Here is a 21,910-nt window from a genome sequence, read left to right as displayed (position 1 = left end):
GTTGTGATTTGAATAATTAGTAATTGTTTACTTTTGAAAGTAAAGGAATCTAATTCTATTGTTTAATTAAAATCAAAACATCATGTCACAGGAAATTTTAAAAAGAGCAAAAAAGTTAAAGAAAGATGACCTTAAAAACATTGTAGGGGGAATCTCGGGAGTAGCCACTCCGGACCTCTCACAATGTGGCTGTAGCTGTACAGGAGCAGTGACGGGCCCGTCATATTGTGTAAAATACAAAAAATGTCTGCAGGTTATAACCTGTTAACGAAAAACATTGAAGCAAAACCTTTCGAGTCATTGAAAGGTTTTTTTAATTAAAACTTAAAAGTTCCGGAAACACTTCACAGCCACTTTCAAAAAAATCTGTTGTCATTCTCCCGGACGTTTGGTTATCTGGCAGTTTAAAAAAGCCGGATAATAAAACTGTTTAAGAAACAGGATGATCTTATATTGCATTATGCTGTAATAAAAGCAATGAAATAGGGCTATTATTAAAATTTTAATTAATTATGTTGCAAATAATTAATATTTGTTTAACTTTGGAAGGTAACTAAACGCTATTGTTTAATCTCAAAACTATAACACATGAACATTATGAAAAATGCTAAAAAACTAAAAAAAGCTGATCTTAAAAACATCTCTGGAGGAGGTTTAAATACTTCCGGGACGATCGAAAATCCGAATTTGTCTCTTTGCGGATGTAGCTGCTCAGGTTCCGTTACAGGACCATGGTACTGTGCACAGTACATTGCTTGTCCACAAGTGTATACTTGCAATCAGTCAGCAGTTTAAGAAGTATTTCAGTCAGAAAAATAAACATTTCCACATTTAATACGCAAGAGCCTTTTGGACCTTCCAAAAGGTTTTTGCATTTAACCGATGATATAAATAAGGCTTCCTACACTAATGGTGATCCATAAAATAACAGCAACAGCCAGAGGTTTAATACCTATAGTTTTTAAAGTCTGAACCGAAAGAGTAGAGCCGATAAAAAATAAAGTAAGATTAAGTCCGGATTTTGCCAAAGCAGTCACAGAAGTGCTCAGATCATCAAAAACAGGAACATAAGTATTCACAAGAATAGCGAGAATAAACCATCCTATAAACCACGGAATCTTAATCTTCGATTCCTTACTTTTAAAAATAAACATTGTGATCACAGAAACCGGAATGATCCATAAAGCACGGGCCAGTTTTACTGTTGTCGCAATCTTGAGTGCTTCATTTCCGTATTTTCCGGCAGCACCTACCACAGAACTCGTATCATGAATACCTACCGCACACCAAAGCCCAAACTGCTCCTGGGACAAATGCAAAATATGCCCGATCGCGGGATAAATAAACAACGCAATGGAATTTAAGGTAAAAATAATAGCTAGTCCCAATGAAATTTCCTTTGTACTCGGTTTAATAATAGGAGAGATGGCGGCTATAGCACTTCCCCCACAAATGGCTGTTCCTGCAGAGATCAGATAAGATAGTTTATTTTCAAGTTTAAAAACTTTCCCTAAAATCGTACCCAGAACCATCACGGTCAGTATACTGGCAACCGTTAAAAAGAAGCCTGTTTTGCCTGCTGCAAGTGCTTCGTTCAGTTTAAGTCCGAAACCCAGTCCTACAATTGAAATCTGCAGCAGCAAGTGGATATATTGATGAAGGTGTTTTTCAAAAGGATTGCCTATCAAAACAGCCAGGCCAAAACCCAGGACCAGGGCAACCGGAGAAGAAATCAATGGAGTCAGACATACCAGCGCCAGGATTATAAAAATAGTTTTCCGGATCGTTTCATTTTGGAGCAAGCTTGTCATATAATTAATTTTAGACTCCAAAATTGCGAAATATAGTATTACAAAGTATATCGTATTTTATTATAATGAATAACTTTTGGTTATGATATTTCAAGTTCGAGATACGGGTTGCGGATCTTATCGTTGGATTGTTTGGGGTTCTAAAGTTGTAGAGAAGATAAGTTTGGAAGAGGATGTCCAGATGTCGATTATTTGTATGTAGTAATGAAGTTAATAGTCGTTGTCCTATTATTGATAAGAGTTATCCTGAATCTGATGTAGTCTCCTCAAATTCACTATTCACTTGCAAAGCAAAATTCACTATTCCCCTCAATCGCATCTAAATTCCTCTCAAAAGATACAATCTCAAATTGCGGCACAATCACCTGCAACTTAATCTCTAACTCCTCACAAACCTCAGAAAAAGCTTAATCATCTCTGATTGTTCTCCCTTTGGAAGAATAAAATGAAAATCTCTTTCAATACTGAAGTTTTTGATATCTACGATGGTAAGCGTATTATTTTTTAATTCATTCAAAATGGTACTGATCGACAAAAAAGCCATACAATCTGAATGTAGAAGATAATTCTTAATGCTTTCGCTGCTTCCCAGCTGCATCACCGTATTCAGTTCTGCAATATGGACCCCTTTTTCCTTTAAACGGTTTTGGATAAATTCCAGAGTACCCGATCCCTGCTCACGAAAGATCATGTTTAGGCTGTAAAGATCTTTTAAACTTAATGTTTTATGAGCTAATGGATGATCCGCCTTTGCTGTGAGAACGATTTCATCAGCTTTAAATATTTTATAATCAAAAAATGACGATTGTGATTCTCCTTCTATAATACCCAGATCGATCTTTCCTTCCTTCAGCAATTCTGAAATAATTTCTGTATTGTGGGTGATCAGTTCGATCTTAATATCTTTATAATAAGTATTGAATGTAGCAAGTATTTCAGGCAAAACATACTGGGCAACGCTTGTACTGGCTCCAATGATGAGTTTTCCTTTATGCTGTTCGTTGATCTGGCTGATCTCAAATTCCAGATCCCGGTAGAGATGACGGATCTTTTCTGCATATTCATATAAGACCCGTCCGCTTTGGGTAAGCTGAACAGAAGTGCCTTTTCGGTCAAAAAGCTTTGTACCCATCTGAATTTCAATTTCTTTGATATGTTTGGTTACTGCCGGCTGTGAAATATGCAGTTCCTCAGAAGCTTTGGTAAAGCTCAGTCTCGATGCGGCCGTATGGAAAACTTTTAATCTGTAGTCAAACATGGAAATCACTTATGATGAACAAACTTAGTGAAATTATCCGGGACTTGGATACCAGTGGCGTGGTGGAGTTTCAGTGTTTTAGAGTTTGAATGTAGTAGTGTTTTAGACTAGTCAGCAGATCAGTTTTCCAGGATTTGGGTAAAAATGGTCTGATATAGAATCTTTAATTTTGATCGTAAGAGAACACTCTGACAATTTTACACTTATATTCTAAAACTCGATAACCCTCAGATACTCAAAGATCCGAAATAGAACTGTCCCGGTCACTTTCAAATCTTCTGTTTTTCGCCTCACCTATCTTTTGTTTTGTGTAAATACTGGTATGGCCGGAAAGTAAATACGACACTACGCAGGCAATCGCGATATACACCCCGGATTCAGCACCGAATAATTCTATTCCCATCAGCATACAGGCCAGCGGAGTATTGGTGGCTCCCGCAAAAACAGCGACAAAACCCATTCCCGCGAGCAGTCCGAATGGCAATGGAATAAAGAAGGATAACGCACTCCCGAGAGTTGCTCCGATAAAAAATAAAGGAGTTACTTCACCCCCTTTGAATCCTGCGGAAAGGGTAATGATGGTAAAAATCATTTTTAAAGCAAAATCATACAAGGGAAGCGGTTTCTCAAAAGATTCTACAATCACCGGAATTCCCAATCCGATATACCTTGTAGTGCCCATCGCAAAAACAGCCAGAGCAACAATAATTCCACCCACTACAGGACGGAATGGAGGATATTTGATTTTAGATTTAAAAACAGAACCTGTCCAATGAATACTCCTACTGAAACCTGCCGCACAGATCCCGAAAGCAATTCCGGCCAGAATACTGTATAAAACCGGCAGAAATTCTATTTTAGGAACAAAATCGATAGAGTAATGGGTGTGTTTCACCTTCCAAAGGCTGGTGACCAAATCTGCAAAAATTGCCGAGGCAAATGCCGGAAAAATAGCATTATACCGTATTCTCCCGATCAGGAAAACCTCCAGTCCGAAAACAGCACCCGCCAGAGGCGTCCCGAAGATTGATCCAAAACCTGCTGCAATGGCGGCGATAAGCAGAATTTTCCTTTCATTCTTGTCAAGCTGAAAAGGTTTGCTGAACTGATCTGCAATAGCGCCAGCCATCTGAAGTGCCGTTCCTTCACGCCCGGCAGAGCCTCCAAAGAAATGCGTAATCATAGTGCCCAGATAAACAAAAGGCGCCATTTTCAGGGGAATAATCTCTTTCGGATCATCGATACTGTCGATCAGTAAATTGTTTCCCGCCTCTACATCTTTCCCGTAATAATGATACAAAAGACCAATAAGAAACCCGGCAACAGGAAGAAATGCAATCAGCCAGATATGACTTTCCCTGAACTGAGTGGCCCACTCCAGAGATTCCAGAAATCCGGCAGAAGCTGTTCCCGCCAAACCACCAATGATCATACTGATGCACAACCATTTTAAAATATAGGGCAGAGCGGGGTATTTTCTAAAGAATATCCTAGTATGAAAAAATGCTTTTCTGTGAAGTGTCCATTGTTTTTTTGACATAATAATCCTGATCAGTTATTGGTTAATAATCTCTTAATCAGGCGTCATCAGCTTCTGTAAAGCGGTTGGGTAAGGAAGAGCACCATTTCCTTTGTATTGCAAATATAATTATTCTTTGTGAATTCTAAAAACGAAAAAGCATTTCTGTTTTATAAAAACGGTTTCATTTCATCCTCAATCTGCGTTCTTAAGTCCATCAGACGTTTTGCGTACCGTTCCTGTTGTTTTTCCTCTTCAGTCTCAGGAACCCATACAGGGACCGGTAGTTTTTTGCCATTTTCATCTACGGCTACAAAAACAATGATACAGTGCGTCTTTTTGTCGAAAGTAGGCTGTTTCAGATTTCTTGAAAAGACATTGATCGAAATATGCATACTCGATTTTCCGGTATAGATCACCTGCGCATCTACTCTTACAACTTCCCCGATCTTGATCGGTTCATAGAAACGGATCCCGCCCACATACACCGTGACAGAATAATTTCCGCTCCACGTGGTGGCACATGCATAACCAGCCTGGTCGATCCATTTCATGACGCTTCCTCCATGTACATTTCCTCCATAATTCACATCTGAAGGCTCTGAAATAAATTGAAAAGTAATAGGCTTATTCTGCATCTTTATAAAATTTTAATAAAGTTATTTAATAATTTCCAGAATTTTGGATTAAATCCTACTTTTGAAAGACCAAACTTCAATGAAGAAGGAAATTTAACCAATAACAGATTTAAAAAATAACAATGAAGAAAGTATTCTATCTTAATACATGTGATACCTGCAGAAAAATTTTAGCTCAATTTGATCTGAAAGATTGGGAACTTCGTGAGATTAAAAAAGAACCCGTTACCAGGGAGGAGCTGGAAGCGATGTATACAAAAACAAAGTCATACGAAGCTTTGTTCAGTAAGAAATCAACGCAGATCAAACTTAGAGGTCTGGATGTGAAAACTCTTCAGGAGAAAGATTTCAAAGACCTTTTACTGGATCATTACACTTTTCTGAAACGTCCGGTTTTTATTACCGACAATGAAATATTTGTAGGCAATGATAAAAATAATGTGGAGGCTTTAAGAGCATTCTTTGGAGTCAATGAATGAAATACCTGATTTCCATACTGCTTTTTACTTCAGTCAGTCTATTGGGGCAGACGGTTTATAGAACTCCTTCAGGGGCAAAATATCATGCGGCATCATGCAGGATGGTGAAAAATGTTTCTTCCGGTCTTGAGGTAAGTCAAGCGGTAAAAATAGGACTTCAACCCTGCAAAATATGTAATCCTCCCAAAGCATCACGATATGGAATTGTTTCCAGCCCTAAAAAGGTAAGCGGTGTCGATAAAGGGAACCAATGCCTTGGAAGAACAAAAGCAGGAACAAGATGTAAGCACTATACCCGTATTGGAAATGACTATTGTTTTCAGCATGTGCCCAAATCATAAGTTCTTGTGATCAATATTTTGTGATTTATTTTAATGGATTCATTATTAAATACTTATATTTATAATAACCAAAAAATAATATCATGAAAAAAGACTTTTTAAAAACAAAGAATCTTAGCAGATCAGCATTAAAAGAAATTAGCGGAGGAGTTAAAATTCCGGTTGTGAATTGCTTAACGCTTTGCGGGCCCGGCGGTGGAGTTATTTCTAACAGACCGGGAATAGGAGATGCCTGCAATCCGGACAGAACGATCTGCTGTATATGTTACTAACCACAAAAAATAGGCTGTAAAAAATTACAGCCTATTGTATTTGAATATCTTTTTGAACGATTATACGAAAGGAGCTTTCACTACTTTTGCAGGAATGTTCTTGTTTCTTACCTGAATAAAGATTTCAGAGCCCAGTTTGAAGTGAGGTTGGTCTACATAAGCCAGACCTAGACCGATCTTTTTCATTGGAGACTGTGTTCCTGAAGTTACTTTTCCAATCACATTTCCTTCTGCATCCACTACCGGATAATCATGTCTTGGCACTCCTTTATCCTGAAGTTCAAAACCTACCAGCTTTCTTGTGATGCCTTCCTCTTTTTGCTTCGCGAATATCTCTTTAGAAACAAAATCTTTATCAAATTTCGTGATCCATCCCAATCCAGCTTCAATAGGAGACGTTGTATCATCAATATCGTTTCCGTAGAGACAGAATCCTTTTTCCAGTCTTAAAGTATCTCTTGCAGCAAGCCCGGCAGGAACAATTCCCTCTGCTTCACCCGCATTGATGATCGCATCCCAAAGCTGTTCAGCATTTTCATTGTTGAAGTAGATTTCGAAACCACCGCTTCCGGTGTAGCCTGTGTTTGAAATGATGATGTTGCTTACGCCTGCAACACTTCCCACTGCAAAATGATAGTAAGGAATCTCAGAAAGGTTGGTTTCTGTCAGCTTTTGAAGAATCTCCGTAGCCTTAGGTCCCTGAATTGCCAATAATGACATCTCATCAGACGCATTCGTCATTTGAGCTCCGAAAGTGTTATATTTTGAAATATGATTCCAGTCTTTTTCGATATTGGATGCATTCACCACAACGAAATATTTATCATCTTCCATTTTGTAGACAATAAGATCATCCACGATTCCCCCGTTCTCATTAGGAAGGCAAGAATATTGAGCTTTTCCGTTTTCCAGAGCATCTACATTGTTTGTTGTAACAAACTGTAAAAGCTCTTTAGATCCCGGTCCTTCAATAAAAAACTGTCCCATGTGTGACACATCAAACAATCCTGCTTTCTCTCTTACTGCAAAATGCTCTTCCGTTACACCAGAATACTGTACAGGCATTTCAAAACCTGCAAAAGGTACGATTTTAGCGCCCAAAGAAACGTGTTTATCGTATAAGGCTGTTTTCTTCATATTTAATTTTTATTTCTTTATTTTAAAGCTGTTGAAAGTTTCGTTAAATAGGTTCATATAATTTCCGTTCCAGAACTTTTGGCCACAGTTGATGGAGACAAGATACAGATCTTTATCTCTCTGAAATGCTCTGGTGATCCAGAACAGTTTTTCTTTTTCATCAAAATACTCGTAGAAATATTCTGTGTAGCCTTTTTTACCTTTGCTCTCCTTTATTTTATTCTCAGGTTCCTGAGACTGGTAAAGAGCAAGGATGAATTTTTTCATGTCTGCTTTCGGAAGGTCCAGACCATGATATTCTGAAATGGTAATGGCTCCGATCTCGTTAGCAGGGAAAATATTGACAATCTCACTGTCGTTGGTAGATCTCCAGCCTTCCGGCACTTCGATAGAGTAGCCGGGACTGTCATATACTTTTGCTTTTTGGGCAAAAAATAAACTTGCCGATAAAAAAGCGGCTCCAAGCAGTATTTTTTTCATCAATTAAAATGGTGTTTATATTCTTCAAGGATAATTTTGAACCACTCCGTAAAATTTCCCGGATTTTCAGCCATTTCCTGATCAAGATCCTTCATGGAAATGAATCTTACTTCTTCCACTTCTTCCTTATTCAGATTGAAATCAGCTTCATGGTGTCCTACAAATACGTGGTCGAGTTCGTGCTCCCAAAGACCGCCTCCTACATCTGCTTTATAGATAAAACTGAATTTTTCCGAAAGTTCAGATTGAATTCCAAGTTCTTCATGAAGCCTGCGTTGAGCACCTTCAAGATAAGTTTCACCTTCTTTTGGGTGAGAACATACGGCATTGGTCCATTGATTGGGAGAATGGTATTTTCCTGCTGCTCTTTTCTGAAGAAGCATCTCACCTTTGCTATTGAACAAAAATACGGAAAATGCACGGTGCAGAAGACCGTTGATATGAGCCTGCTGCTTTTCCATAAGGCCCAAAACGTCATCTTCAGGATTTACTAAAACTACAAATTCTTCCATTTCTACAAATGTAAGCCTAATAAATGTATTTTGAAAATTTTTAGATAAACATCATAGGTTATAGGATCAAGGTACAAAAACAAATACAGTCGTTGATAGCAGAAAAAAAACTTGTAGGTATAGTATTGGACTATGATATTTGATTAAAAACCAATAAAATCGTACGAAGTTGATCTTTAGGGGCTCCGCAGCTTACTTTTTCCGGTCTTACACTTCCTTACTTATTTGCATCACTGAAACTTTTTCCTTTCTTACGGCAGATGAAGTTACCCCAAAATATTTTTTCAGAGATTTGTTTAAATGGCTGCTGTCCGTAAAACCTAGACTCCAGGCAATTTCCTGAAAAGATGATTTCGTATATTTTATCCGGTTGACTGCGATCTGAAGCTTTGTTTTCTGAATATATTCTTTTAATGGCTCCTCGGTATTTCTTTTAAAGTATTCACTGAAATATTTTTTGGAAATGTTGAATTTCTCTGAGAGGTAGGCAACAGATAATTTGTTCTCATCAATAATATTCTGATTAATATGTTGAATGATGTCTTCTATTTTATCGTCACTCTTCTTGCATACCTCATGTGGTGCAATTAATTTTGAACTTATTATCGTCAATATGGATGCGACTGTATTGGCTATGATAGTTTCAGAATAAGCTGATCTCTGTTCTTTCTCAATAAGGATGATTTCGAATAACTTTTTGACAAGGTTTTTATCTTTTTCGTCACTGAAGTAGAGGCCTGCGTTGAAATCATAAAAACCAATAATATAATTAAGTTTACTATACCATTGTAAATAATCTATCGACGTATTTTTAAGATTTTTGAAATAATGTTCTGTGAATCTTACAAAAAGAAAGGTAGTGGGTTCTGAAATTTCATACGCATGACATTTGGAATACGGCAAAAGGAAGAAATCATTTTTTCCATAAGCCTGGGTTCGGTACTCTATACTTTGAATTCCTTTTCCCTGCAGGATAAATACCAGCTCGAAAAAACTGTTTTTACGAAATCGGTCTTGCCATTCGGAGAGTTCCGTGATTTCTATCTCAATAAGCTCTTGTATATGATCCATGCTTTTGTCAGGCTTGATCCTGCAAAATTAGATCTTTTATTTTTACTTACTGATCCCGTTTTTATCCTCTTTTAAAGACATTGTTCCTTTTACCTTTGTCAAAAAAAAAGAAATGGATTACCAGGAGATTTCAAAAAAGACAGTAGGGTATTTGTATCAGGCACATGCCAGCATCAGAAATTCAGAAATAGACAATAAACTTATAGCATTGGCTGAATTAAGAATATCCCAGTTAAACGGATGTTCCTATTGCTGTAGTTTTCACGCTAATGAATTAAGAGAAATGGGAATAGAAACCTCCTTAATTGATAAAATTCCTGGTTATCAACATTCTGTGTCATTTGACCATCAGCAGGTTTTGGTATTAAGATGGGCAGATGCTGTGACAGGTCTTACTGCAGATATGGAACTTGTACTTAAAGAACTAAAAAAGGAATTTTCGGAAAAAGAAATCGTGGAGCTTACCTCCAGTATCTCCTTAATGAATGCTTTGAACCGTTTAAGGATCAGTTTGGGAGATCAATTTTAAAACATCGCCTTAAACCTTTCATTTTTTGTTCAACATATAACATTAGAATGAGCATTTAAAACGGAATAAAATTAACCAGATCTGCATTAATGACAAAATATTGTTGATTTTATTCGCTAAACAGTATTTTTTACAGCGTATTTTTAATATAAACTAAATTTGATATGGAGGTTCAATCTAAAAATTGTAACTTTGCCATTCAAATTTTAATGATGGAGTTAGAATATAAAGAGCATATAAGTCCGATTCTTAAGGACGGGGTAAAAAATTACTTAATAGACATCGACGGTACCATTACAGAGGACGTTCCGAACGAAGAACCAGAAAGAATGGTTACCTGTGAGCCTTACCCGGATGCACTTGAAACAGTCAACAAATGGTATGACGAAGGGCATCAGATCTGTTTTTTCACATCAAGAACAGAAAACCTGAAACAGATTACCATCGACTGGCTGGACAAGCACGGCTTCAAATACCACAGCGTACTCTGCGGAAAACCTAGAGGAGGTAACTATCACTGGATAGACAACCACTTGGTAAGAGCGACAAGATACAAAGGCAGATTTACAGACCTTGTAGAAAAGCAGGTAACCATTGAAGTTTTCAAAGAAGATTAAGAAAACATATACGAAGATTTAAAAATTAAACAAGGAAAGTGTACGCACTGAAAATTATTTAATTTTTAAATCTTTTCACTTTTTAATATCAATTGTATTTATGAAAGTTTTAGCAAATGACGGTCTGGATCAATCTGGAATTGATGCCCTGACTGAGAAAGGGTTTGAAGTGATCACTGCAAAAGTTCCGCAGGAGTTTTTGGTAGATTACATTAATGAACATAAAATCCGCACCCTGTTGGTGAGAAGTGCCACGCAGGTAAGAAAAGATATTATAGACGGATGCCCTTCGCTTGGGATTATTGGACGTGGTGGTGTAGGAATGGATAATATTGACGTAGACTATGCAAGAGAAAAAGGAATTCATGTAATCAATACCCCTTCTGCTTCTTCAGAATCAGTTGCTGAACTTGTTTTTGCCCATTTATTTTCAGGAGCAAGATTTCTTCAGGATTCCAATAGAAAAATGCCGTTGGTAGGAGATACAGAATTTGCAGGGCTTAAAAAAGCCTATACTGCAGGTATCGAACTAAGAGGAAAAACCATTGGTATCGTTGGAATGGGAAGAATAGGACAGGAGGTTGCCAGAATTGCTCTCGGACTGGGAATGAGAGTCGTTGCAGCAGATAATAATGTCGGAAAGGCAAGCATCAAAGTGAAATTCTATAATAACCAGTTTATCAATGTAGATATTGAAACTGAACCGCTTCAGGAAGTATTGAAACATTCAGATTTTATTACCCTGCACGTTCCGGCTCAGAAAGATGGATATATGATCGGGAAAAATGAGTTTGACATTATGAAAGACGGTGTTGCCGTAGTGAATTGTTCAAGAGGTGGCGTTATTGACGAGTCAGCTTTGATAGAAGCCCTGGATTCAGGCAAAGTGAAATTTGCAGGATTAGATGTTTTCATCAATGAGCCTACTCCTTCCAAAGCCATATTGAACCATTCGAAGATCTCTCTGACTCCTCACACAGGAGCATCTACTTTAGAAGCTCAGGACAGAATCGGACTTTCTCTGGCAGAACAGATTTCAAGTATTTTACAGATTCAGTAATCGCTGAAACGAATCAAAATAATGAAGCACCTCAATTTGAGGTGCTTTTGTGTTATATGTTATTTTTGCTTTTTAGAAGATCTCTGATTTCAGTCAGCAACTGTTGATCTGCAGTAGGTCCCGCTGGCGCAGCCTCATCTTTTTTAATGATTTTGTTGGCTCCTTTAATGATCCAGAACAATACCAAAGCGATACACAAAAAGCTGATCACAGCAGAAAGGAAATTACCATAAGTAACCCCATTCCAGGAAAGTTTTGAAATATTTTCTGCACCCGCAGCCTTCAATGCAGGATTCAGTAAAAGCGGCGTGATGACGTCTTCTACCAAAGAGGAAACAATTTTTCCAAAAGCCCCTCCGATAATGACACCGACAGCCAGATCAAGTACATTACCCTTAAAAGCAAAGGCTTTAAATTCGTTAACAAATCCCATAATTTATATTTTTTTTATTAGTATACACACAAAAATATAATTAAAAAATGTAAAAAACGTTACTTTTTAGAGTTTTTTTATTCCATAATTATTGAATTATAGACTGTAGTTAATAGTTTTTTTAAGGAGGCTTAATATTTTTAATTAAATATTTATCATAGTAATAATTTACGTGCATTTCTGTAACTAAGAATACACCGTCAAAGAAATCTTTCGTAATTTGGTTAAAAGTTTCACACCATCTTATGAAAATATTTACCGCAGAACAAATACGCCGCTGGGACAGCTTTACAATTTCGCATGAACCTGTTTCCTCCATACAGCTTATGGAAAGGGCTTCCGAGACTTTGGCAGGCTGGATTTCCGAAAATTGTAAAAACCATAAAAAAATTGCTCTATTCTGTGGTACCGGAAACAATGGCGGTGATGGACTTGCCGTAGCGCGAATTCTTTATACCAAAGGTTTCGATGTAGATATTTTTATAAAAAACATCAGAGGCAAGTTTTCAGATCAGGCTTCCGTAAATTTAAAAAGACTCAGAGATTTTTCTGGAATTTCTATAAGGGAATTCAAAGAAGCAGAACTATATAATTTTGATGCCAAAACCATTGTAATTGATGCCCTCTTTGGTACCGGGCTGTCACGTCCTTTAGAAGGTATTCACAGAGAATTGGTAGAGTTTTTGAATGAGCAGGATTGTATTAAAATTGCGGTCGATATTCCTTCAGGTCTGCCGGCAGACAATATATTTGAAGATCATCCGGTTATTTTTCAAGCTCATTACACCCTAAGTTTTCAATCCTGGAAAAAGAGTTTTCTTCATCCGGAAACAGGCCAGTATGCAGGAACTGTAATTATTCTCGATATAGGATTGCATCCCGCGTACCTGGAATCGGAGACCACTGAATATTTTACAATTGACGAAAAGCTTATCGATGGTATTTTTAAACCTCGAAAAGATTTTTCGCATAAAGGGACTTACGGAAAAGCCACCATTGCCGGAGGAAGTTATGGCAAGATTGGAGCAGCCGTATTGGCTACAAAATCAGCCTTAAAAGTGGGGGCAGGCCTTACTTTTACACTGGCGCCAGCTTGTGGATATGAAATTCTGCAGATCTCATGTCCCGAAGCCATGTTTATAGAAAGCGGAACAAGATTTATAGAAAATTTCAAAACGGAGGCCCCTACAGTATATGGTATTGGACCTGGTTTGGGAACTCATGAAGATACAGAAAACGGCCTGCTGGATTTCTTAAAAGAATACACTCACCCTCTGATTTTAGATGCCGATGCATTGAATATTCTTTCAAAAGATAAAAAAAATATAGAGCTGATTCCTGAACACTCTGTCATAACGCCGCATCCCAAGGAATTTGAAAGGCTATTCGGAAGTACGGAAAATTCTTTTGAAAGATTGGCACTTGCCCTTAAAAAAGCTAAAGAATGTAACCTCTATATCGTTTTAAAAGACCATCACACCCAGGTGGTTACCCCGGAAGGAAAGGTATTTTATAATATTACCGGAAATGCAGGGCTTGCTAAAGGCGGGAGCGGAGATATTCTTACCGGCATTCTGACTTCACTGCTGGCACAGGGGTATACTCAGGAAGAAGCTTGTGTTTTAGGCGTTTGGCTTCATGGCCGGGCAGCTGATTTAGCTGCTGAGAAATACTCTAAAGAATCGATGCTTCCTACGGATGTCATCAATGAATTTGGAGCTGTTTTCGAGGAATTGACTAAGAGAACCGGAATGAAATTATGATCAAATAAAAAAGATAGATTAAACGGTCCGATCCATAAAAATAAAAAGGGCAAATTCGCTTCACTGCAAATTTGCCCTTTTATTTTATCATCTGTTATTATTCAGGTTTTTCGTTTTCTGCCTGCGTAATCTTGAATTTTTTAGAAATAATCATGATCACCACCCCTGCGATCATAAACGGAATAGAAAGTACCTGGCCCGTATTCAGTCCTCCGATACGGATAAACTCATCGCCCTGAGGCTCTTTCAGGAATTCAACAAAGAACCTTACTGCCCAAAGGATAATAAAGAATAATCCAAACAGCCATCCCTGCTGATATTTTTTGTTTGTTTTTCTGTATAATATCCATAACAATACGAACAATAGAAAATAGCCCGCAGCCTCAAGAAGCTGACCCGGATAGCGGGGAACTGTAGGCCCATATTCACTGCTCTGCTGTGGGAAAAGAATGGCAAACGGAGAATTGGGATCCACTGCTTTTCCTACAATCTCTGAATTGAAAAAATTACCAATTCTCACAAATGCACCGCCTAAAGCAACCACAATCCCGATTCTGTCATAGACCCAGAATGGATTTTTCTTAATGATCTTGAACGAGTAATATAAGGTAGTGAAAATAAGTGCTATTGTGGCTCCATGACTGGCCAGCCCGGAGAATCCTGTAAATTTCAACCCGTTTTTAGTGCTTATCGGTAAAAAGACGCTCCAGAAATCTTCCTTAAACAATTCCGGCTGATAGAAAATAACATGCCCTAATCTGGCTCCTAAAATAGTTCCGATCAGAGTCCATGTGAAGAGAGGTTCCAGATATCTCTGGTTTACATTATCGATCTTGAAGATTCTTAACATTAAAACATAGCCAAAACCAAAAGCGAAAACAAACATTAAGCTGTAAAAATGCAGGGTCACCGGACCTAGCTGGATCCCTTTTGAAGGATCCCAGATTTTGAAAGGTGTTTCTAGAGCTATATGGTCAGATTCTGTGATAGGTTTGGCTGACTTTACAGCATATTTGAAAGCGGTGATGTTGTCCTGCGTTACCGGGCTGTCAATCAGCCTAAAGTTTTTATCGAAAAACTGATATCTGAAAGTCTTGTATTTTGCTATAATTAAAGCACTTGAATCAAAGTGGGCCGGTTCAAGATTTGAGTCATTCAGGATGACCAGTACATTGCTGTCTGTTGTCTTTTCCGGAAAAGCACTAAGAGGAATGATCTCTGTGGTAGAATAAATCTTTACCGGAATACCGGTTCCGTTTACCTTCAGAGTTCCGTCAGATACATCTCCCGGGTATTCCTGAGCCAACGCAAACTGCGTAATCAATGCAAATACGACGAGATAAATTCTGAAAAATAAGTTGCTCATTTCTATTGATTTAATAGTTTATTACTGGTTTGATTTTTTGGGTGGAACAGGATCATAGCCGCTGCCTCCCCAAGGATGGCATTTTGAAATTCTTTTCATTCCCATCCACAATCCTTTGAAAATACCATGCACCTGAAGTGCTTCCACCATATAATGAGAGCAGGTGGGTTCGTAACGGCAGTTTTTAGGAAGTAGGGGCGAAATAAACCACTGGTAGAATTTTATTAAAATTACCAAAGGAAAACTAATGATTTTATTGAATGTAAGTTTCAAAACAATGCAAAAATAGGGTAAAAAAATTAAAATTAGTTTAATTTTGTTAGAAGTTTCAGGAGCCAAAACCTGAATCCGTTTATCAAAAAAAAATAAATTATCTTGAGCCAAAATACGCCGTTAGCCGAAAAATTAAGACCCAAAACCCTGGATGAAGTTCTTGGGCAGGAACATCTTACCGGCGAAAAAGGAACGATCAGGAAGATGATCGAAAATAATGCACTGAACTCACTGATCCTTTGGGGACCTCCGGGGACAGGAAAAACAACGTTGGCAGAAATTATTTCTGAAAAATCCGGCCGGAAGTTTTATAAGCTCTCAGCAGTTTCGTCAGGCGTTAAAGATGTGCGTGATGTCATCGAGGATGCTAAAAAACAGAATTTATTTTCCGGCAAATCTCCCATTTTATTTATTGACGAAATTCACCGCTTCAATAAATCCCAGCAAGATTCATTGCTTCATGCGGTTGAGAAGGGCTGGATCGTTTTAATAGGAGCTACCACAGAAAACCCGAGTTTTGAGGTGGTATCTGCTCTTTTATCCCGAAGTCAGGTGTATATCTTGAAAGCACTCAGCTATGAAAAGCTTGAAGAATTGATTGATATTGCTTTCCAGCGATACAATAAAGACGAAGGAACTCATTTTAAAATTGCAGAAAAGGAAGCGTTGATCCAATATTCAGGAGGAGATGCAAGAAAGCTGATCAATTCCGTTGAATTGGTGCTTAACCAGTACATGAATTCGAACAAGGAAGAGATCAGCAACGCAGACGTTCTTGATATTTTGCAGGAAACAATGGCGCTTTATGATAAGAATGGTGAGCAGCATTACGATATTATTTCTGCCTTCATCAAATCTATGCGGGGCGGCGATCCGAATGGTGCGGTTTACTGGCTGGCAAGGATGATTGCAGGAGGGGAGGACATCAAGTTCATTGCCCGGAGAATGCTTATTTTGGCGGCAGAAGATATAGGCCTTGCCAATCCTAATGCTTTGGTGATCGCCAATAACTGTTTTCAGGCCATCAATGTGATTGGTAATCCGGAATCAAGAATTATTTTAAGTGAAACTGCAGTTTATCTGGCGGTTTCGCCTAAGAGCAATTCAACCTATATGGCAATTAATGACGCACTGGCTCTTGTAAAGCAGACCGGAAACCTTCCCGTACCATTGCATTTAAGAAATGCACCTACCAAACTGATGAAAGATCTTGATTATGGTAAAGAGTATAAATATGCGCATTCATACGAAGGAAACTTTGTAGATCAGGATTTTCTTCCTGAAGAAATTAAGCATGCGAAACTTTATCAACCTGGCCATAATGCTACGGAAAAAAAAATTTACGAAGAGCTTAAGAAAAAATGGAATAACAGATATTAAATAGAAAAGGATACTTTTTAAAGTATCCTTTTATTATAATGTAATGATGTATGCAAGTTATTTTAGGTTGCTTGAACTCAGGAATACGGTTTTTTTTCCGTTATAATCCTTCACTTCAACGTTACCCATCATATCCCCGTAGATTTTCATATCAGTGTCTGGAAACTCGTAGCCTTCAATAATTACAGGAGTGTTTTCAGGAAGCCCATATTGTGCGTTCAGCTGGGCAAGAGATATTCTATCCAAACCTTCGTAACCGCTTTTGATTTTAAATTCCGTAAGGCCTTTTTCAGCAATAAAACCATATTTTTTTAAACCTTGAGGCAGTCCTGCAGCACTTTTATAAGTGTTTGAACTTTGAACAATAGCTTTTCTTGCATTGAACATGCCTACCGTGCCGACAATATCATTGGCCACAGCAAACTTTACAGAAGGATTCTTCTGGGCAGACAATACTGCAGAGGATAATATTAAAAAAGAATAGAGTATTTTTTTCATAACCGAATATGTAACTGTTAAAAACTGGATAAATATAATTAATTTTTATAAAATGTGAATGAATTTTTATGATATTTTAAATATTGCTTAGAAATAAAAGGTTTTGTTGAAGTTTTTTAATTTTATAATAAGAGGGCTTTCTACGGAATCATGCTTCCTTAGTTTTCCTTTTCTTCTTCCTTTTTGTCAACCATATTTTTAATAATATTCTTCAGCCTCTGGAATGTGAATGAGCTGAGTAATAAAATCACCCCAAGAATAATAAATGCAGTGATTCTTGAAATGTTATCCATCTGCCACACATCATAGCTGTAAAGTTTAAGCACCATCAGCCCGATCAGGGCAAAACCTATTCTGCTGTACTCTGGAATGTTCCTTTTTAAACTTACATAAATAAAAAGGCTTGCCAAAACAGTCCATATAATAGGAAGATAAAGAATGGTAAAGTGTTCTTTTATTTTATATAGATGGGAAATATCTTGTACTGAACTTACGATGTAGGTGTTATAGAATCCGCAGCTTACTCCGATAATGAGTGCCAGAGAAATCACCCAGTAAGAGGTATTTGTTTTGTAAAAATCCCTGATAGCACCCGTGTTCCATAAAATATAGGCAAAAGGAATCCACTGCAGCAGGTGGATCATGTAAAAACCGGAAGTGAGTTGTTTCTGTAAAACCGCTGTTACAACCTCTGATGCAGCAAATGAAGCATTGCAAGCAATCAGGATAAGAAACAGATAAATAAGACCGGTTTGGATCGTTCTATCGATAGCCAGTTTTTTCCTCAGCAAGATTAATGTAAATGTATAACAGATGCTAAACAGAAGGCCAATGCTCATGATGGCTGACCAAGGCATATCCGACATATGATAGGTGATTTCCAGCAGTAGCGCAATATATATAACACTGTAACTCACGATAGCAAAAACGTTTTCGAAGAAACGATCCTGCTTATTATCAGTTTCATTGATTTTTTTTAATGAAAAAAGATTAAAAATAGTAGTAGAAACAGTCACAAGGCTTGTTAAAAAGACAGGATTAAAAATAATACCCATATTCTCTTTATTAAAGTATTCTGTCCAGGTCATCATTTGTGCCATAATAACCAGCGGAAACAAAACGTAAAAACAGGTTTTGAAAATGGTGTGACCGCTTTTTTTCCATAGATAAAGAAGAAGTGATGCTTCCACAGCCCAAACGCTCGTGATGAGATGGGTTTTGAATTGAAGCGCTACCGCAATAGTCACGAGGCTGATGGTCAATGCTGCAAAAATAGAATAACTGAAACCAAAACTTTTCTTCCCATATTCCCTTAACAAAAGTAAACCGTTACCTGCTGCAAAAACAAGCGGGAAGACAATAACTGGTTCGTAACTTAAGGTCTTAAAAGTATAAATGAGCCCGATAATACTTGAAAAATTAATTAAAACAAGCATTAAAGTATCCGAAGTTGAAAGAGTGTTCCTTTTGATATAATCCTGAAGCGCGAAAATGTAAAAAATCACATAACTGATGATATAAAAGATGATGCTCAGCAATTCCGGCTTTTCAGAAGTCCAGTAGAAAAGATAAATACTTGTGAAAAGATAAGCGGTCCATCCCACACTTTTCCAGTGCTTCAGGAAGGAAGTGGCAAGCATACCCATATTTAACAGCGTCAGGTAAGTGAACAGGAAAAGAAAGTTACTTTGTCCCGTACTGATCATCAAGGGAGCAAGGAACCCTCCAATCATGGCAAAAATAATTAGAATCTCACTTTTGTAGTAATGCGCAAGCGCGATAGAAACAATAGTGATCAAAGTCGTAATGACAAAAGCTGTATTCTGGGTAAATAAATGGTATTCCTGAAATCCGATTGTAGTAGTGAAATATAAAACTGAAATTCCGCCCCCCGTAATGATAGACGCAAAAACCGCATAGTTTTTCCGTAGAAAATGTCCCAGCATCATAATTCCCGCTCCGGCAACAAAACCAATGCCGGCTCTGGAGGTTTCTCCTATCCAGTTTTTATCGATAGCGTACTTGACAAAATAGCCTATTCCGAGAACAAGCGTAAAAATACCAATGATCGTAAGAATATTTTGCTTCAAAAACTCAAATACAGGTTCAAGCCGATCTTTTTGAGGAGATGAAGGCTTGATTTCCTCATGAACTTCTTGATGTTGTATTTCTTGACCCGTTTGGATTTCCTCAGCCTGTTCCTGACTATGCTGCGGAACTTGGATTTCTCTGTCTTGCTGGGGCTGATTTATTTTGAACGTAAGATCAGACACTTCCTTCTCCAGTCTTTTGATCTTGCTATTGAGATTATTGAAGATAAAAAAGATGATCGCTATGATAAATATGACCAATAGAATTTCACTCATTCTCTAGTTTTCATCAAATATAAAATAAATGTTTGTAACACCCGTACTACAAAAAATTAATCCACCACATATTCTGTGATGGATTAATCGTGTAGAGTGATTAATTGTATGTGTTAGTTGGATACTTTGTAAATATAGAAAGACCCGATACTGGCTCCTAATAATCCTACGTCAAGAGCTGAAGATCCTGTAAGTCCAAACGAGATTTTGTCTCCAGCCTGGAATGTGTACAAAGAAGCAAGGGTGCTTTCTGAAATCGTTAAACTTAATACAAGCGGAACAGTCAGACCACTGAATACGCGGTTGTCAATAAGAGTTGCCACCCCCGCTCTGGTTCTCAGAATTCCGATTCCCGGTGTATTGGTCAGGATGGCAGCCTGAAGACCTGATCCGTAACGGAAAGAAAACCCTACCTGGTAAACTCCGTTGGAAGGTATCGTAAATGTATTGTCGGTATCGGAAAATAATGCAGCAGATCCCACTGATCTCTCGGCAGCTAAAAAGTTGACCGCTCTGAAGCCTGTAGGGAAAAGGCCTAAACTCAAAAGACTGATTCCTGTTGTTTTCTTGGCAGCATAAACCGAAGTATTGGTGCCTGATGCAGCGGTAGCAGCATCAATAATTACCTGTGGGTCTACTTTGGCAACTTGAAATGTGCCGTCATTTACTGCCATGATTGTATATCCTGGTAAGGCGGTGGTCATCGGAGTATCACGGATCTTTAAAGTTCCATTCACATCTAATGTAGCAGATGGTGTTGAGGTGTTGATCCCAACTTGTGAAAATGCGCTAACTGCTGATAAAGCTAGAATTAAGCTGTAGATTTTAGTTTTCATGGGTAAGTTTTTTAATTAGTTTTCGGGATTTATAATGCAAAAATCATGCCTGCTTTATGGTTCTTTTAATCATTTACTGTTAATGTTGTGAATAATTTAAACGTATGTTTATTTTTTATTATATATTATTTCGTAATACGGTTATGTCTTTCTATTATGTAATTTAATAGTACAAGTAAAAGTAATTAATTTATTTTAATATCTCCCAATTTTATGAATAATTAATATGCAAAAATTACCCTATGAACTATCATAAAGGTGACATATTATGAGATGATTATGCTCTGATATCCTATAAAAAGGAATGTTTTATGAGGGTTCCTTCAAAAAAAAACACTGCCTTTTCAGGGCAGTGTCATGGTATTGAGATGGGTGTTTTTTTAACTTTCAAGAAGGAATTCTTTATAGTTTCCAAGGAAATCTACTTCCGCATTCATCGATTGAAGTTCCAAAATGGCATTGCCGTGAAGGATTTCTTCCCATTTTCCTACGACATTGATAAAAAAGAAATAATTTCCAAGGCCTGTTTTCAGTGTTCTGGATTCAATTTTGCTGAGGTTCATTTTTCGCCATGCAAAAACAGAAAGAACCTGATGAAGGCCTCCGGCATGATCTTCCGGAAGATTAATGATAATACCGGACTTCTCTCCTAAAATTTTAAGGTGGTCATGATGGAAAGGGGTTTGATTTTTAGAGATGACTATAAAGCGGGTGTGGTTTTGTTCAAAATCCTGGATATTTCTGTTGACGATCTTGAGTCCGTATAAATTGGCCGCAAACTGATTGGCAACCGCTGCAATTTTCAGATCCTTATTTTCAGAAACATATTTTGCCGCTGCCGCCGTAGATGAGAAATCCTGTCTCCCCACTTCTTTATACGTTGTATCCAGAAAATGGAAGCTTTGTGCTAAAGCCTGTGGATGCGAATATATTTTTTCTATGTCCTTAATGTCATTCTCCGGGTGAATCATCAGGTGGTGGGCAATAGGCATTACTCCCTCTGCTTCTATTTTGATGGAAGGTGTTTTGTATAAATAATCTAAGGTCATAGAAACTGTTCCTTCGATAGAGTTTTCTAAAGGAACGACTGCTTTTTCAGCTTCTCCGGTATCAACAGCATTGAAGCAGTCTAAAATATTAGCCTGCGGTACAAGTTCCTCCCCGGGGAAAAGTTGCGTGGCTGCCAGCTGGGTGAAGCTTGCATGGGGCCCTAAAAATGCGATCTTCATAGGTTTTATATATAAGTGTAGATAATGTTTGGAATTATTTGA

25 protein-coding genes and 1 riboswitch are annotated in these 21,910 nt (G+C 37.7%); of the genes, 10 read left to right on the top strand and 15 right to left on the bottom strand.

The genetic code is table 11. From position 1 onward, the window contains the following. The first annotated feature begins 82 nt into the window (after positions 1-82). Complete coding sequence (locus tag BW964_RS06190; RefSeq protein ID WP_076505715.1) at positions 83-268, top strand: hypothetical protein; 186 nt, start codon at positions 83-85, stop codon at positions 266-268. Between the two features lie 320 nt (positions 269-588). Further along, a complete protein-coding gene (locus tag BW964_RS06185; protein WP_073334963.1) occupies positions 589-795 on the top strand; it encodes a hypothetical protein in 207 nt (68 codons plus the stop codon). Between the two features lie 80 nt (positions 796-875). Here the strand turns inward: BW964_RS06185 and BW964_RS06180 are convergent, their stop codons facing one another. The 4 genes from BW964_RS06180 to BW964_RS06165 all read right to left on the bottom strand — a co-directional run bounded on the left by BW964_RS06180 (position 876) and on the right by BW964_RS06165 (position 5,226). Further along, complete coding sequence (locus tag BW964_RS06180; RefSeq protein ID WP_104669435.1) at positions 876-1,811, bottom strand: YeiH family protein; 936 nt, start codon at positions 1,809-1,811, stop codon at positions 876-878. Positions 1,812-2,190: 379 nt separating this feature from the next. Then, the gene (locus BW964_RS06175) at positions 2,191-3,069 is read right to left on the bottom strand and encodes a LysR family transcriptional regulator (protein WP_076505711.1); all 879 of its coding nucleotides are present in this window, start codon (positions 3,067-3,069) and stop codon (positions 2,191-2,193) included. A gap of 235 nt (positions 3,070-3,304) precedes the next feature. Continuing rightward, a complete protein-coding gene (locus BW964_RS06170) occupies positions 3,305-4,609 on the bottom strand; it encodes a voltage-gated chloride channel family protein (RefSeq protein ID WP_185117110.1) in 1,305 nt (434 codons plus the stop codon). A 31-nt stretch (positions 4,610-4,640) separates the two neighbouring features. Continuing rightward, a riboswitch (Fluoride riboswitch) is annotated at positions 4,641-4,708 on the bottom strand. Between the two features lie 50 nt (positions 4,709-4,758). Further along, positions 4,759-5,226, bottom strand: coding sequence for an acyl-CoA thioesterase (locus BW964_RS06165; protein ID WP_073334960.1), 468 nt, complete (start codon positions 5,224-5,226; stop codon positions 4,759-4,761). Positions 5,227-5,348: 122 nt separating this feature from the next. On the opposite strand from BW964_RS06165, the gene BW964_RS06160 reads away from it, so the two are divergent. The 3 genes from BW964_RS06160 to BW964_RS06150 all read left to right on the top strand — a co-directional run bounded on the left by BW964_RS06160 (position 5,349) and on the right by BW964_RS06150 (position 6,318). Continuing rightward, a complete protein-coding gene (locus BW964_RS06160; RefSeq protein WP_076505709.1) occupies positions 5,349-5,705 on the top strand; it encodes an arsenate reductase family protein in 357 nt (118 codons plus the stop codon). Then, positions 5,702-6,046 carry a hypothetical protein gene (locus BW964_RS06155; protein WP_076505708.1) on the top strand — a complete coding sequence of 115 codons (345 nt, stop codon included), beginning with the start codon at positions 5,702-5,704 and terminating at the stop codon, positions 6,044-6,046. The genes BW964_RS06160 and BW964_RS06155 overlap by 4 nt, the downstream gene beginning before the upstream one ends. Before the next feature lie 83 nt (positions 6,047-6,129). Beyond that, positions 6,130-6,318, top strand: coding sequence for a hypothetical protein (locus BW964_RS06150; protein WP_076505706.1), 189 nt, complete (start codon positions 6,130-6,132; stop codon positions 6,316-6,318). 60 nt (positions 6,319-6,378) lie between these two features. Here the strand turns inward: BW964_RS06150 and gcvT are convergent, their stop codons facing one another. The 4 genes from gcvT to BW964_RS06130 form a co-directional block, all read right to left on the bottom strand. Further along, a complete protein-coding gene (gcvT, locus tag BW964_RS06145) occupies positions 6,379-7,455 on the bottom strand; it encodes a glycine cleavage system aminomethyltransferase GcvT (protein WP_076505705.1) in 1,077 nt (358 codons plus the stop codon). 9 nt (positions 7,456-7,464) lie between these two features. Then, entirely contained in the window at positions 7,465-7,935 is a 471-nt protein-coding gene (locus tag BW964_RS06140; protein WP_228431986.1) for a hypothetical protein, read from the bottom strand. Beyond that, positions 7,935-8,447 carry an isopentenyl-diphosphate Delta-isomerase gene (idi, locus tag BW964_RS06135; RefSeq protein WP_076505701.1) on the bottom strand — a complete coding sequence of 171 codons (513 nt, stop codon included), beginning with the start codon at positions 8,445-8,447 and terminating at the stop codon, positions 7,935-7,937. The genes BW964_RS06140 and idi overlap by 1 nt, the downstream gene beginning before the upstream one ends. Positions 8,448-8,654: 207 nt before the next feature. Next, positions 8,655-9,518, bottom strand: coding sequence for an AraC family transcriptional regulator (locus BW964_RS06130; RefSeq protein ID WP_076505699.1), 864 nt, complete (start codon positions 9,516-9,518; stop codon positions 8,655-8,657). Between the two features lie 112 nt (positions 9,519-9,630). Here BW964_RS06130 and BW964_RS06125 point away from each other — a divergent pair, with 112 nt between their 5' ends. The 3 genes from BW964_RS06125 to BW964_RS06115 all read left to right on the top strand — a co-directional run bounded on the left by BW964_RS06125 (position 9,631) and on the right by BW964_RS06115 (position 11,724). Beyond that, complete coding sequence (locus BW964_RS06125) at positions 9,631-10,047, top strand: carboxymuconolactone decarboxylase family protein (protein ID WP_076505697.1); 417 nt, start codon at positions 9,631-9,633, stop codon at positions 10,045-10,047. A gap of 212 nt (positions 10,048-10,259) precedes the next feature. Then, a complete protein-coding gene (locus BW964_RS06120) occupies positions 10,260-10,664 on the top strand; it encodes an LNS2 domain-containing protein (RefSeq protein ID WP_073335081.1) in 405 nt (134 codons plus the stop codon). Between the two features lie 100 nt (positions 10,665-10,764). After that, complete coding sequence (locus tag BW964_RS06115; protein WP_076505695.1) at positions 10,765-11,724, top strand: D-2-hydroxyacid dehydrogenase; 960 nt, start codon at positions 10,765-10,767, stop codon at positions 11,722-11,724. 52 nt (positions 11,725-11,776) lie between these two features. Here the strand turns inward: BW964_RS06115 and mscL are convergent, their stop codons facing one another. Next, positions 11,777-12,157, bottom strand: coding sequence for a large conductance mechanosensitive channel protein MscL (mscL, locus tag BW964_RS06110; protein ID WP_034726301.1), 381 nt, complete (start codon positions 12,155-12,157; stop codon positions 11,777-11,779). A gap of 245 nt (positions 12,158-12,402) precedes the next feature. On the opposite strand from mscL, the gene BW964_RS06105 reads away from it, so the two are divergent. Then, positions 12,403-13,920, top strand: a complete 1,518-nt coding sequence (locus tag BW964_RS06105; RefSeq protein ID WP_076505693.1) for a bifunctional ADP-dependent NAD(P)H-hydrate dehydratase/NAD(P)H-hydrate epimerase — start codon at positions 12,403-12,405, stop codon at positions 13,918-13,920. Positions 13,921-14,017: 97 nt separating this feature from the next. Here BW964_RS06105 and lgt read toward each other — a convergent pair whose 3' ends face one another. Next, a complete protein-coding gene (gene lgt, locus BW964_RS06100) occupies positions 14,018-14,890 on the bottom strand; it encodes a prolipoprotein diacylglyceryl transferase (protein WP_394333898.1) in 873 nt (290 codons plus the stop codon). A gap of 417 nt (positions 14,891-15,307) precedes the next feature. Further along, a complete protein-coding gene (gene yidD, locus BW964_RS06095) occupies positions 15,308-15,559 on the bottom strand; it encodes a membrane protein insertion efficiency factor YidD (protein ID WP_076506679.1) in 252 nt (83 codons plus the stop codon). A 102-nt stretch (positions 15,560-15,661) separates the two neighbouring features. Here yidD and BW964_RS06090 point away from each other — a divergent pair, with 102 nt between their 5' ends. Beyond that, entirely contained in the window at positions 15,662-16,939 is a 1,278-nt protein-coding gene (locus tag BW964_RS06090) for a replication-associated recombination protein A (protein ID WP_076505691.1), read from the top strand. Between the two features lie 57 nt (positions 16,940-16,996). Here BW964_RS06090 and BW964_RS06085 read toward each other — a convergent pair whose 3' ends face one another. The 4 genes from BW964_RS06085 to pheA all read right to left on the bottom strand — a co-directional run bounded on the left by BW964_RS06085 (position 16,997) and on the right by pheA (position 21,868). Beyond that, entirely contained in the window at positions 16,997-17,437 is a 441-nt protein-coding gene (locus tag BW964_RS06085) for a hypothetical protein (protein ID WP_076505689.1), read from the bottom strand. Between the two features lie 158 nt (positions 17,438-17,595). After that, positions 17,596-19,803, bottom strand: coding sequence for a DUF2339 domain-containing protein (locus BW964_RS06080; RefSeq protein ID WP_076505687.1), 2,208 nt, complete (start codon positions 19,801-19,803; stop codon positions 17,596-17,598). Between the two features lie 113 nt (positions 19,804-19,916). Further along, positions 19,917-20,639 carry a hypothetical protein gene (locus tag BW964_RS06075; RefSeq protein ID WP_076505686.1) on the bottom strand — a complete coding sequence of 241 codons (723 nt, stop codon included), beginning with the start codon at positions 20,637-20,639 and terminating at the stop codon, positions 19,917-19,919. Positions 20,640-21,019: 380 nt separating this feature from the next. Continuing rightward, positions 21,020-21,868: a prephenate dehydratase gene (pheA, locus tag BW964_RS06070; protein ID WP_076505684.1), complete on the bottom strand. Its 849-nt coding sequence runs from the start codon at positions 21,866-21,868 to the stop codon at positions 21,020-21,022. Between the last annotated feature and the right edge of the window lie 42 nt (positions 21,869-21,910).

The sequence above is a fragment of the Chryseobacterium shigense genome, from assembly GCF_900156575.1.
GTDB classification, from domain to species: Bacteria; Bacteroidota; Bacteroidia; order Flavobacteriales; family Weeksellaceae; genus Chryseobacterium; species Chryseobacterium shigense.
This window is presented reverse-complemented; position numbering and strand designations above follow the sequence as displayed.